The organism is Mangrovimonas sp. CR14 (assembly GCF_011764015.1).
GTDB classification, from domain to species: Bacteria; Bacteroidota; Bacteroidia; order Flavobacteriales; family Flavobacteriaceae; genus Mangrovimonas; species Mangrovimonas futianensis.
In genome coordinates this window covers 97148-109980 of sequence record NZ_JAAFZY010000008.1, presented here as the reverse complement: position 1 = coordinate 109980, position 12833 = coordinate 97148, and the positions used below count along the sequence as shown (strand labels likewise).

The 12833-nt window shown below is 37.5% G+C and carries 11 protein-coding genes; 10 read left to right on the top strand and 1 reads right to left on the bottom strand.

Annotated features, from left to right (window positions below):
* Nucleotides 1-42 precede the first annotated feature (42 nt).
* From GZ212_RS14920 to acs, 6 genes are read left to right on the top strand one after another with little or no spacing between them, the layout of a single operon-like run.
* Nucleotides 43-237: a hypothetical protein gene (locus GZ212_RS14920; RefSeq protein ID WP_166961975.1), complete on the top strand. Its 195-nt coding sequence runs from the start codon at nt 43-45 to the stop codon at nt 235-237.
* Nucleotides 230-2917: a sensor histidine kinase gene (locus tag GZ212_RS14915; RefSeq protein WP_166961972.1), complete on the top strand. Its 2688-nt coding sequence runs from the start codon at nt 230-232 to the stop codon at nt 2915-2917. The genes GZ212_RS14920 and GZ212_RS14915 overlap by 8 nt, the downstream gene beginning before the upstream one ends.
* Nucleotides 2918-2933: 16 nt before the next feature.
* Nucleotides 2934-3299: a response regulator transcription factor gene (locus tag GZ212_RS14910; protein WP_053970097.1), complete on the top strand. Its 366-nt coding sequence runs from the start codon at nt 2934-2936 to the stop codon at nt 3297-3299.
* A gap of 51 nt (nt 3300-3350) precedes the next feature.
* The gene (locus tag GZ212_RS14905) at nt 3351-3572 is read left to right on the top strand and encodes a hypothetical protein (RefSeq protein WP_166961970.1); all 222 of its coding nucleotides are present in this window, start codon (nt 3351-3353) and stop codon (nt 3570-3572) included.
* A complete protein-coding gene (locus GZ212_RS14900; RefSeq protein ID WP_166961967.1) occupies nt 3572-5470 on the top strand; it encodes an acetate--CoA ligase in 1899 nt (632 codons plus the stop codon). Before GZ212_RS14905 ends, GZ212_RS14900 begins: the two co-directional genes overlap by 1 nt.
* A 24-nt stretch (nt 5471-5494) precedes the next feature.
* The gene (gene acs / locus GZ212_RS14895; protein ID WP_053970094.1) at nt 5495-7402 is read left to right on the top strand and encodes an acetate--CoA ligase; all 1908 of its coding nucleotides are present in this window, start codon (nt 5495-5497) and stop codon (nt 7400-7402) included.
* Nucleotides 7403-7460: 58 nt separating this feature from the next.
* Here acs and GZ212_RS14890 read toward each other — a convergent pair whose 3' ends face one another.
* Nucleotides 7461-8366: a DUF2167 domain-containing protein gene (locus GZ212_RS14890; RefSeq protein ID WP_166961964.1), complete on the bottom strand. Its 906-nt coding sequence runs from the start codon at nt 8364-8366 to the stop codon at nt 7461-7463.
* A 141-nt stretch (nt 8367-8507) separates the two neighbouring features.
* On the opposite strand from GZ212_RS14890, the gene GZ212_RS14885 reads away from it, so the two are divergent.
* From GZ212_RS14885 to GZ212_RS14870, 4 genes are all read left to right on the top strand, one after another.
* Nucleotides 8508-9095 carry a Crp/Fnr family transcriptional regulator gene (locus GZ212_RS14885; RefSeq protein ID WP_232635626.1) on the top strand — a complete coding sequence of 196 codons (588 nt, stop codon included), beginning with the start codon at nt 8508-8510 and terminating at the stop codon, nt 9093-9095.
* Nucleotides 9096-9530: 435 nt separating this feature from the next.
* The gene (locus tag GZ212_RS14880; protein WP_166961768.1) at nt 9531-10286 is read left to right on the top strand and encodes a DUF6090 family protein; all 756 of its coding nucleotides are present in this window, start codon (nt 9531-9533) and stop codon (nt 10284-10286) included.
* A 288-nt stretch (nt 10287-10574) separates the two neighbouring features.
* A complete protein-coding gene (locus GZ212_RS14875; RefSeq protein ID WP_166961961.1) occupies nt 10575-11375 on the top strand; it encodes an SDR family oxidoreductase in 801 nt (266 codons plus the stop codon).
* A 61-nt stretch (nt 11376-11436) separates the two neighbouring features.
* Nucleotides 11437-12348 (top strand): AraC family transcriptional regulator, encoded by a 912-nt coding sequence (locus tag GZ212_RS14870; RefSeq protein ID WP_166961959.1) that lies wholly within the window; start codon nt 11437-11439, stop codon nt 12346-12348.
* Nucleotides 12349-12833 lie beyond the last annotated feature (485 nt).

Here is a 12833-nt window from a genome sequence, read left to right as displayed (position 1 = left end):
TTGACACTGTTTTTTGTTACATTTATGGTTCTATCCATGAGTATGAAAAAAAGACATGAACAAAAATTGGTTGTCGTTTCAATAGCCTTGTTGCTGTTGTTTAATATTCCGTTTTTGCTTATTTATAGTTTGGAAGGAGCCATCTTGGGCATTCCTGTTTTTTACTTCGTTATTTTTTCTATTTGGTTGGTGTCCATTGTAATCGCATACATTGTATTAAAAAGGCATTATGAGTAATTATATATTAATTGCCATCATCATGTTCTATTTGGCAGTCTTGTTTTTTTTGGCTTTCAAAGCTGAAAAAAATGCCAAGAGCCGCTGGGTGAACAATCCGTATGTGTATTCGTTGTCGCTAGCTGTTTATTGTTCAGCTTGGACGTATTACGGGAGTATTGGGATAGCGGCCAATTCGGGTGTGGATTTTTTACCTATTTATATCGGACCAGTAATAGCAGCACCACTCTGGATTGTATTGCTGCGTAAAATCATCCGTATTTCTAAACAACACAAAATTTCTTCCATCGCCGATTTTATTTCTTTGCGCTATGGAAACAATCGTTTTTTAGGAGCTTTGATTACTATTATTTGCTTTCTGGCCATTCTACCTTATATCTCCCTTCAACTAAAGGCGGTCTCAGAAGGGTTTGAAATTATTTCAGATGAAACGAGCTATGTATCAAAAAGCATTTGGGATGACTCCACCTTTTATATTGCGGTTTTATTAGCCTTATTTGCTACTTTTTTTGGTACACAAGCAACAGATGCTTCTGAAAAACACCGAGGAATTGTTACCACAGTAGCTTTGGAGTCCATTTTGAAAATCGGATTTTTCCTTTTAGTAGGGATATATGTCACCTTTTTCATCTTTGATGGTACACAGGATATTTTTGACCAATTTTCCCAAATAGGAGATGTAGACCGACTCACAACCATTCAAGGCTTAGAGGGCGGTGTTAATTGGTTTTTTATGGTAGCCCTATCATTCTTCGCTATTTTTTTATTGCCGCGGCAGTTTCAAATGGCGGTGATAGAAAATAACCGGGAAAAACATTTAAAAACAGCTATTTGGGCTTTTCCGTTGTATTTGTTACTATTCAATTTGTTTGTGATTTTTATTGCCTTTGGCGGGAAATTGGTTTTTGGTGATACAGCCAATGCAGAGTATTATACGCTTCTTCTTCCTTTAAGTGAAGGTCATTTGTTTTTAACGTTATTGGTGTTCTTGGGAGGTTTCTCGGCGGTAATATCCATGGTGGTTGTTTCCACCTTGGCCTTGTCAACCATGGTGAGTAATAACCTGATTATACCTTATGGGTTTTTGGACAAGTTTATTGAGAACCATCCTGATAAAAATGCCTACTATATTAAAAACATCCGCCGTATATCCATTTTCTCGATTATTATTCTTGCCTATGTTTTTTACTACCACTTTTCTATAGAGCGGTCCTTGATTTCTATAGGGCTGGTATCATTTGTAATTGTATCACAATTGGCACCTTCCTTTTTCATAGGGTTGTATTGGAATAGAGGATCGGCGAGAGGGTCTATCGCTGGGATCATAATTGGATTTGCCATTACGGTTTATACTTTAATACTGCCGTTTACCACCAATATAGTTTCGGGAAACAATAATTTAGCTGAGCATGGATTATTCGGTATTTCCCTGTTAAAGCCTTATGCACTTTTCGGAATTGACTTTTTGAATCCCTATGCTCATGCCATGTTTTGGAGTTTGACCTTCAATATTCTGGTTTATTTGGTTTTATCCCTTATTTACAAAGGAAACTATCGAGAAAGAAACTATGCAGAAATGTTTATTGATAGTAAAAACTATTCTTCTTTACAAGACAGTGCCTTGGTATGGAAAGGAGAAGCTTATGTAGCGGATATTAAAAATGTGTTGGCCAAATTTTTAGGAGAAAAGGAAACCACCAGAGCCCTACGGATATTTTTCACAAAATATGACCTACCTCAGGACACCCAAGTCGCCGATGCCCGATTGATTAATTTTTCTGAAAAGCTTTTAACGGGAAGCATTGGTAGCGCATCGGCAAAAATCCTTATTGCAAGTGTGGTGAAAGAGGAAGAAATTAGCTTGTTGGAAGTCTTGAAAATTTTAGAAGAATCAAAGGAAACCATTGCAAGAAATAAAATGCTTAGGGAAAAGTCAGAAACATTAACCTTACTGACAGACCAGCTAAGACAAGCCAATTTGGATTTATTGGACAAGGACAAACAAAAAGATGAATTCTTGGATACTGTTGCCCATGAATTAAAAACGCCTATTACAGGAATAAGGGCCTCAACCGAATTGGTATTGGAAGATAAAGAAATGCCCGATCCAATAAGGGAGCAGTTCTTAAAGAATGTGCTTCAGGATAGCGACAGACTTTCTAGGTTGATCAATAATATTTTAGATTTTGAAAAACTCTCAAAAGGCAAGACTACGTTAGATTTGGCTCAAAATGACATTCAGCAAACCATCAAGAAAGCGATGGAAGTTGTGAAACATATGGCGGCCAAAAAACAGGTGACCTTGGTTAATAAAAACCCTCACAAACTTTCCTTAAGGTATGATGCAGATAGAATCCTTCAGGTGTTGACAAATTTATTATCAAATGCCATAAAGTTTTCACCTGCAGAAACCGGTGTGGTTACAATGGATTATAAGCTGTCAAATCAAAGCATAGAACTATCTGTTACTGATAACGGTAAAGGAATTCCACCAGAAGATTTTGACTTTATTTTTGATAAATTTTACCAATCAAAACACCAGAATACTAAAAAGCCAGAAGGTAGTGGATTGGGGCTAGCTATTTGTAAGCAAATTGTTGAGCAACACCAAGGAACCATATGGATTGATAAATCTTATAAAAAAGGGGCTAAGCTTGTTTTTAAACTGCCTTTTGATTAAATTGCCTAACGAAACTATGACGAGGAAAATTTTAATTGTAGATGACGAACCGAATATAGTGATGACCCTGGAATATGCCTTCAAAAAACAAGGCTTTGAGGTGTTTATAGCGCGAGATGGAGGCGAAGCATTACAAATTTTAGAAAGTAATATTCCAGATGTTGTTTTACTGGATATTATGATGCCAGAAGTAGATGGGTATGAGACCCTTAAGTTCATAAAAGAAAAGTCAGGTTTAGAACAGGTGAAAGTCGTGTTTCTAACCGCAAAACATAAAGCTTCAGATATTGAAAAAGGCTTAAAACTTGGAGCAGATAAATATTTAACCAAGCCGTTTTCGATAAAGAAAATTATCTCCGAAATACAGGATTTACTTGATTAACAATTGGTTTTGTGTGCAAATTAAACCAATGTGTAATTAAAGTAAGTTGTTATGAAATTTCGACTAGGACCGTTAGCATCGGATATATTGATATTCATATATGCCACAGGGTCCCTATATCTTCGTTTTAAGTTTGAAAGTCAAACTCCTATTAGTCCTTTAAACTCCATTGTTATGGGGGTGTGTTTTGTTGTGGTTATTTGGGCTTTAATCAAATTAAAGGTCCTCAATCCAAATTGGTTTGGTTTGTTTAATTCTAAAAAGGCTCAATAATGGACTACATGGATTTTTACAACCAAAGTATTGCAGAACCTGAAGTATTTTGGTTGAAGCAAGCGAAACAGTTAGATTGGAGCCAACTTCCTAAAACCATTACTTCAAAAAATGATGAAGATTATAACCAATGGTTTGCAGATGGCACTTTAAACCTTAGCTATTTATGTATAGATAAGCATATAGCCGATGGATATGGTGAACAAAATGCGATTATTTATGATTCTCCAGTAACCAATACCATTCAAAAAATCACCTATAACGAGCTTCATGAAGAAGTGTCCAAATTGGCTGGTGGGTTACAGAAATTGGGAATTGGCAAAGGGGATACCGTAGTTATTTACATGCCCATGATTCCTCAAGCGGTATACGCCATGTTAGCCTGTGTTAGAATAGGAGCGATTCACTCTGTAGTATTTGGGGGATTTGCACCACATGAGTTGGCTATCCGGATTGACGACTGCAAGCCCAAAGCCATCATAACAGCAACTTGTGGTATAGAGATAAAAAGAATCATCCCCTACAAACCGTTTGTAGACGAGGCCATCAATCAGGCAGAGCATAAACCTAATCATGTCGTCATCTTTGATCGTGGAATCGATGTAGAGAGACCACAAAAAACCTATGACGTCGATTATAGTGAATTGGTTGCAGAATCAGATTCCGTAAAACCAGTGGATGTGAATTCAAACCATCCCTCTTATATTTTGTATACCTCAGGAACCACAGGTAAACCTAAAGGTATTATAAGAGACACGGGTGGGTACGCCACAGCCCTAAAGTTTTCGATGAAATATATCTATGGGGTTGATGAAGGCGATGTGTTTTGGGCAGCCAGTGATGTTGGTTGGGTTGTAGGACATAGTTACATTGTTTATGGTCCGTTATTAAACAGAAATACCACCATCCTTTTTGAAGGGAAACCCATTAAAACACCAGATGCTTCCACGTTTTGGCGGGTGATAAGTGAACATCGAGTCAAAGTCATGTTTACAGCACCTACAGCTATTAGGGCCATTAAAAAAGAGGACCATGATGGTGAATTTATTGAAAAGTATGATTTATCATGTTTGAAATATCAATTCCTTGCTGGTGAGAGATGCGATGTGGCTACCCTTTCTTGGACTCAGCAACATTTGCATATACCGGTCATTGACCATTGGTGGCAAACAGAATCTGGTTGGCCTATGTTAGCCAATATGGTTGGCGTGGGATTACAGGAAATCAAACCTGGTTCAGCTGGGTTACCAGTTTGTGGTTATGATATCAGAATCCTTGATGAACACGGGGAAGAAGTTTCTGATGGTGTAGAAGGCTATGTGACCGTGAAATTACCATTGCCACCAGGTACGTTAAGCAGTCTTTGGGGAAATCCTGAACGATTTAAAGCAGGATACCTAAAAAGATTCCCAGGATATTATTTTTCCGGTGATGGAGGCTATAAGGATGAAGATGGTTATGTCTTTATTACAGGTAGGGTAGATGATATTATCAATGTGGCTGGCCACAGGTTATCAACTGCCGAAATGGAAGAAATTGTCGCTTCCCATAAAGATGTGGCAGAATGTGCCGTTTTTGGAATCCATTGTGAAATCAAGGGACAAAAACCACTGGGATTGGTCGTCTTAAAATCAGGTCAAACAAGTGATGAAGAAGTTTTAAAATCAGAGGTCATCCATGATGTGAGAAAGGAAATAGGGGCAGTAGCATCGTTTAAGGATGTCTTGGTTGTAAAACGCCTTCCAAAGACGAGATCGGGAAAAATTCTTCGTAAATTGTTACGACAAATGGCTGATGATTTATCCTTTAACATCCCATCAACCATAGATGATATGGATATCATTCCCGAAATCCAATCGGTTTATAAAGAAAATGAAATAGGAATACACAAACACTAATTATTAAAACATATATTAATTATTATGAGTAATTATCACATTAAACATTTAGAAGAGTACTTTCAGGTTTATAGAAAATCAGTTAGAAACCCTGAAAGTTTTTGGGAAGAGGTTGCTGAAGAACATTTTTTATGGAGAAAGCGATGGGATAATGCCCTAAGTTGGGACTTTTCCAAGCCTGAGGTAAAATGGTTTGAAGGCGCCAAATTAAATATCACAGAGAACTGTATTGATAGACATTTAAATACTCGAGGCGATAAAACAGCGATTATTTTTGAACCCAATGATCCAAATGAAGCGGCACAACACATTACCTACAAACAGTTACATGATAGGGTGTGTAGATTTGCCAATGTACTCAAGGAGCAAGGAATCCAAAAAGGAGATCGTGTTTGTATCTACCTTCCCATGATTCCAGAATTGGCTATTTCAGTCTTGGCATGTGCCCGTATAGGAGCGATCCATTCGGTGGTGTTTGCTGGTTTTTCTTCAACGGCTTTAAGTACCAGAATCAATGATAGTGACTGTAAAATGGTCATCACTTCTGATGGGTCTTATCGCGGCTCCAAAACGATTGACTTAAAAGGTATTGTAGATGAAGCCTTGGAAGATTGTCCAAGCATTCAAAGTGTCTTGGTAGTTAAAAGAATCAACTCTGATATCCAAATGAAAGAAGGTAGAGACCATTGGTTACAACCTTTATTGGATGAAGCTTATCACGATTGCGAACCAGAGATTATGGATTCAGAAGACCCATTATTTATTTTATACACCTCAGGTTCCACTGGGAAACCTAAAGGTATGGTGCATTCGTCAGGTGGGTATATGGTATATACGGCCTACACCTTCAAAAATGTATTCCAATATCGGGAGAATGATGTGTATTGGTGTACGGCAGATATTGGATGGATTACGGGACACAGTTACATCGTTTATGGGCCATTGGCAAATGGTGCTACCACGGTGATGTTTGAAGGCGTACCAAGCTATCCAGATTTTGGTCGCTTTTGGGAAATAGTAGACAAGCACCAAGTCAATCAATTTTATACAGCGCCTACGGCTATTCGTGCTTTGGCCAAAGAAGGGGTTGACTATGTTGAGAAATATGATTTGTCATCATTAAAAGTGTTGGGAACCGTTGGTGAACCTATCAATGAGGAGGCTTGGCACTGGTATGATGACAATGTAGGTAAAAAGAAATCACCAATTGTAGATACTTGGTGGCAGACAGAAACAGGCGGGATTATGATTTCACCCATTCCGTTTGCAACACCTACCAAGCCTACCTATGCGACCTTACCATTTATTGGTATCCAACCCGCATTAATGGATGAAAACGGTAAGGAAATCAAAGGAAATCAGGTAGATGGTAGACTCTGTATTAAATTCCCTTGGCCATCCATGGCTCGAACCATTTGGGGCGACCACCAGAGGTATAAGGACACCTATTTTTCTGCTTTTGAAAACATGTACTTTACAGGTGATGGCGCTTTAAGGGATGAAGTAGGTTATTATAGAATTACTGGTAGGGTAGATGATGTTATCATTGTTTCCGGCCATAACTTAGGAACAGCACCTATAGAAGATGCCATTAATGAGCACCCAGCGGTGGCAGAAAGTGCTATCGTAGGATTCCCTCATGACATTAAAGGAAATGCCCTTTATGGTTATGTGATCTTAAAAGATACAGGTGAATATCGTAGACATGATAACCTGCGTAAAGAGATAAACCAATTGATTACAGAACAAATTGGCCCTATCGCCAAGTTAGATAAAATCCAGTTCACACAAGGGTTGCCTAAAACACGTAGTGGTAAAATCATGCGTCGTATTTTACGAAAAATAGCGAGCAAGGATACGTCAAACTTAGGAGACACCAGTACGTTATTAAACCCAGAGGTGGTTCAAGAAATTATAGATAATGCTCTATAATGTCATAATTAGTGTTATGTGAAAAAGAGGGTTTTTAAACCCTCTTTTTTTTATGTGATTATACGTCCTCCTCTTGGTTTGATGAGCTTCTAAATATTTTCTTCTTGAAAGCACTAAACAAACCAATAGCACCTATGGCAATAAACTTCCAAAACTTGATAAGTAAGGCAAAAAAGCCAGCTTTGGCTAGTATTTTCCCGGCAATCAGTCCTCCGATACCGTAGGCAGCCACTTGGTCAATATCAGGATTGAAATCCTCATAGCGATGTCCTTTGTTAAACTCCACACTTCGAATCACATAGTCCTTATCTTGATTGAATTCATCTAAAACAGAAACGTCACCAATAGCCGTTAAGCTTAAATAACCTTTTCTTCCCAGGACTCTTATTTCATAGTTTAAGGTATTCACATCATAGTTTTCAAATTTAAGCTCCTTGGCCCAATGTAATTTTTTGTTTTCGTGATCATAATAAGGTGGGGCTGCCCATCCTACCAACTCGATTTTTTCATAGCCCATAGTTTCTCGTTGCGGATTGGCTTCTAGAACATCCTTTTGCATGGTTTCTAAAAGATCATCATAATCCAAATCTTCGGCATCTTCATCATCGATATAGCCATCCTCTGAATAGGAAATTTCGATGCAATAGGAAAAGTCGTCATCCAATGGTGAAACATTCTCTGGAAGCAACATACCTAAAGATTCACTAGGCGGGTTGTTCCATAATTCAGTTAGAACATACTCGGTTTGCTCAGAATTTAAAAACTTATAGCCGTTTGGTATGTGAATGATTGCCAAATCATCACCAATGGTGACATCACCATGCTCATATTTAAAGCTGTTGTTGATGCTATCCATAGCTTTTTGATAGGTGGCAAGATCAAACGATAAGGTGTCAGTTGATTCCTGTGCTGAAACAGAGAAAATTGAAAAAATAAATAATAATGAAAACAGTTGGTTTTTCATGGTTAGTTTGGGTTAGTGTTAGTAATTAACTTGCAATATAATATTCTTGAATTTTAAAAGCCTTATTTTTTTATCAGTTTGCTTGCTTTTATGAGCTCCCGTTTCTTCTAAAATTAATATTTTTGAAAAGGATTTTTAGGAATGATGAACTACCAACCTTTACTTGATTATATCGCCCAGTATGTGTCCTTGACCAAAGAAGAGGAAGCCTTTTTATTGAGTAAATTGAGCTACCGTAAATATCTTAAAGGGCAATACGTTCTGCAACAGGGAGATATAAGTAGGGTAGAGTGCTTTATAGTTAAAGGATGCACCAAAATGTTTTTTGTAGATGATTCGGGGCAGGAACATATTATCATGTTTTCTATTGAAGATTGGTGGACGTCCGATTTAGGAAGTTTTAGCACCCAAACACCTTCCGATTTTAATGTACAATGCTTAGAGGATACCGAACTCATTCAATTCTCACACGATACCATTGAAGACATTTTTGAACGCATTCCCAAAATGGAACGCTTTTTCAGGAAGATCATTGAAAAGGCCTTTGTGGCCTCTCAGAAAAGAATCATTCGTAATTTTAGTATGACAGCCAAGGAGCGTTACACCTCTTTCAGAAACAAATACCCCTCCATGGACCAACGCATTCCTCAATACATGATTGCGTCTTATTTGGGTATCACCAAGGAGTTTTTGAGTAAGATAAAAAGCCAACTGCTGCTAGAAGACTAAGGCGGTTGTTTTTTTCCTGTCATGCTGAACTCGTTTCAGCATCTCTAGTCACGCATAACCCAGCCCTGTCCTGCTGAACCCCAACGCTTGTCCTGCTGAACCCCAATTCTGTCCTGCTGAACCCCAATTCTGTCATGCTGAACTTGTTTCAGCATCTTTTATTCCATCACCCCACAAAAAACCTTCTTTTTTTTAACAAAAGAACACCTACATTTTTAATAAAAATCATAAATTAGTGATTCTCCTTAAGTTATTACGACTAGTTCCTAGCTAGTAGGGTTTATTATTTGAAATAAACCTATGATTTAATGTATTTTAAAAAGATAATAACAAACTCGAAACCCACTCAAAAAGATATCCCTACAAAAAGAGAAGTAAAAGATTGTTTTTTAGGGATGTATCAAGTTGTGCTTCATTATAACCAACCAATGACTAATGATAAAATTCTTCAGAAAAATTAGACAAAAAACCCTGACTGAAAATAAATTTGGAAAGTATTTAACCTATGCTATTGGAGAAATTATTCTTGTAGTTATTGGGATTTTGATTGCCCTACAGATTAATAACTGGAACATAAATAAAAGTAATTTAAAAGAATCTAAGGAGTTTGTTGCACGACTCAAAGTCGAAGTAAAAAGTAATATAGGTTTTGCTCAAGAAGAAATTGAGAAAAAGGAAAGCCAAAGGAGGAGTTCATTGGCTATTTTAAAAATGGTTGGTGAAGATATAACCAAACTTTCTTCCAAGAAATTGGACAGCCTAATCAATATATCTATGGCTAATGGCAACATGGAGTTTAAAAACGGAACCTTAAACGAAGGACTGAATACTGGAAAAGTCGCGCTTATTAAATCCGATTCCTTAAAAACACTTTTATACGGTTTACCATCTCTAGTCGAAGAGGTTAGAAGTGGAGAAAAATACATGAACGAAGACCTTAACGATTATTTTTACCCGTTTATATATGAGCATATCAGTTTCAGGCAGATGGACTATGAACACACTGCACATGGAGAACTAATCGGACCTTCAAAATTTAGCAGCCACAACAATTTAAATGTGCTGAATATTCTAAAGTTTGAGAGCTTAATAGACAATATATTTTATAACTCTAATGTACAGATTGACAACTACCAAAGACTTAAAACTGAATTAGAAAACATTTATGAATTAATAGAGGAATATGACTAAAATAACGAAAGCACAACAATGTATAACCCCAATTTCGTCGGATTTGACTACCCTTCGACTACGCTCAGGGCAGGCTAGAAGCCACTCGGAATTGCTTACGCTAGTTCTTAACCGAAAATTATCAACTTTAATCCCGTAACTGACGATTATACGAGCCGCTTGGTGTAAGGCAAAAAAGGACCACCATATATTCAAACGTAATTTTGGCTACATCGTAACTCAGTTTGGCAACAACTACTGCTTTGATTCTACCCAACTTTGCATTGTAAATTTTAAATAAGTATTACAATGGAAAAAACAATTTTTATAACAGGAGCTTCTTCAGGATTAGGAAAAGCAACCGCTAAATTATTTCAAAGTAAAGGATGGAATGTTATAGCTACCATGCGAAATCCTGAAAACGAAACGGAGCTTACCCAGTTGGACAATATTTCGTTGTTACCACTCGATGTAACCAACTTAGAGCAAATAAAATCGTCTGTAATGGAAGCCATTTCCTTACACGACATCGATGTGGTTTTTAACAATGCAGGCTATGGACTTATTGGCGCGATGGAAGGGTTGACAGACAAAAAAATCGCTCGTCAAATCAACACAAACCTGCTAGGGGTCTTACGTGTCACACAGGCATTTATTCCATACTTCAGAGAAAAGAAAAGCGGCTTGTTTATTTCGACAACATCTATCGGTGGATTTATGGGCTTTCCCTTACACTCTATTTATCACGCTACAAAATTTGCACTGGAAGGTTGGTCAGAAAGTATGTCGTTCGAATTAAGCAAATTTGGTATTGGTATTAAAACTATTGCTCCGGGTGGGATTTCAACTGATTTTGCCGGACGTTCGCTTGATTTCAATAAACAGGCTGAATATTCAGACATTGAGAATAAATTGCTGGAAGTGGTTGATGTCATGATGAAAAACGCATCAACAGCCGAACAAATAGCCGAAGTGGTTTACGAAGCTGCAACCGATAATAAAGACCAGGTGCGTTATTTAGCAGGTGTCGATGCTCATATGATGCATGAAAGACGACTGGAAATTGGAAAAGAATCGTTCAGAAAAGAAATCGGGCAACAATTCCTGTAAAAATTAAAAACAAAGTAACTGACTTTTTGAGGCAGTTACTTTTCATAAATTTGTAAGATCAATGCATATTGTCAATTCCATATCCGAATTTCATCAGCAATTACTGCTGCCAGAACCATTGCATCCACTCGTAAGCGTTATTGATGTTTCGGGAGTCAAACCGGACGAAAATAAAATCTGGGAACATTTTTTTGTGAATTTTTACTGCGTTTCATTGAAAAAAGATGTTACCGCAAAAGTCAAATATGGACAGCAATACTATGATTTCAATAAGGGAACGATGAATTTTATTGCTCCCAAGCAGGTTCAATCACTAAGCATTTCCGAAATCAGGAAAATAAGGAAAGAATGCGGGCAGGGATATATGTTGATGTTCCACCCCGATTTTTTGTTGAAACATTCTTTGGCAACTAATATAAAAAATTACGGTTTCTTCTCGTATGCGGTCAATGAAGCCTTACACCTTTCGGAGCGGGAAGAGAAAAATGTTATTGAGATATTTCAAAAGATAGACAGGGAATACCAGCATATAGACAGGCATACGCAGGATATTATTCTTTCGCAAATCGACTTATTACTTAACTACAGTAACAGGTTTTACGAAAGACAGTTTATTACTCGAAAAGCGATAAATCACGATTTGCTTTGTAAAATGGAACATCTATTGAATACTTATTTTGAAAAAGAGCAAACGCTAGATAAAGGACTTCCAACTGTTGGGTATTTGGCAGAGAAATTGAATGTCTCACCACGTTATTTAAGCGATATGTTACGCTCACTCACAGGACAAAGTACACAGCAACATATCCATGAAAAGCTAATTGAAAAAGCAAAAGAAAAGCTATCAACGACAAATTTATCGGTAAGCGAAATTGCCTTTCAATTAGGGTTTGAGCATTCACAATCGTTCAGTAAACTATTCAAGACAAAAACCAATCTTTCGCCTTTGGAATTTAGACAATCGTTTAACTGAAAGAAAAATACAACTTAATAGATTGAAATAAATCCCTGCACCCAACCCTGTCACGCAGAACCCCAACGCTTGTCATGCTGAACCCAAGATGTGTCATGCTGAACTCGTTTCAGCATCTCTTGTCCTGCAGAACCCAGACCTGTCGCCCTGAACCCCAATTCTGTCATGCTGCACTTGTTTCAGCATCTCTAGTCACGCAGAACCCCAAGCCCTTGTCTTGCTAATCCCCAAACCCTTGTCATGCTGAACTTGTTTCAGCATCTCTTGTTTCAGCATCTCTTGTTTCAGCATCTCTTGTTTCAGCATCTCTTGTTTCAGCATCTCTTGTTTCAGCATTTTATTCCACCACCCCACAAAAAACCCTATTTTTTTAACAAAAAAACACCTACATTTTTAATAAATAATAATAAATTAGTGGCTCTCCTTAAGATGTTACGACTAGTTGCTAGCTCGTACGGTTTATTAATTGAGATAAGCCCATTAGT

What these genes read in the sequence shown, in the direction of transcription:
- GZ212_RS14920 (WP_166961975.1), top strand. Translation starts at nt 43, where the DNA reads ATGAAAAAAAGACATGAACAAAAATTGGTTGTCGTTTCAATAGCCTTG.
- GZ212_RS14915 (WP_166961972.1), top strand. Translation starts at nt 230, where the DNA reads ATGAGTAATTATATATTAATTGCCATCATCATGTTCTATTTGGCAGTC.
- GZ212_RS14910 (WP_053970097.1), top strand. Translation starts at nt 2,934, where the DNA reads ATGACGAGGAAAATTTTAATTGTAGATGACGAACCGAATATAGTGATG.
- GZ212_RS14905 (WP_166961970.1), top strand. Translation starts at nt 3,351, where the DNA reads ATGAAATTTCGACTAGGACCGTTAGCATCGGATATATTGATATTCATA.
- GZ212_RS14900 (WP_166961967.1), top strand. Translation starts at nt 3,572, where the DNA reads ATGGACTACATGGATTTTTACAACCAAAGTATTGCAGAACCTGAAGTA.
- acs (WP_053970094.1), top strand. Translation starts at nt 5,495, where the DNA reads ATGAGTAATTATCACATTAAACATTTAGAAGAGTACTTTCAGGTTTAT.
- GZ212_RS14890 (WP_166961964.1), bottom strand. Translation starts at nt 8,366, where the DNA reads ATGAAAAACCAACTGTTTTCATTATTATTTATTTTTTCAATTTTCTCT.
- GZ212_RS14885 (WP_232635626.1), top strand. Translation starts at nt 8,508, where the DNA reads ATGATGAACTACCAACCTTTACTTGATTATATCGCCCAGTATGTGTCC.
- GZ212_RS14880 (WP_166961768.1), top strand. Translation starts at nt 9,531, where the DNA reads ATGATAAAATTCTTCAGAAAAATTAGACAAAAAACCCTGACTGAAAAT.
- GZ212_RS14875 (WP_166961961.1), top strand. Translation starts at nt 10,575, where the DNA reads ATGGAAAAAACAATTTTTATAACAGGAGCTTCTTCAGGATTAGGAAAA.
- GZ212_RS14870 (WP_166961959.1), top strand. Translation starts at nt 11,437, where the DNA reads ATGCATATTGTCAATTCCATATCCGAATTTCATCAGCAATTACTGCTG.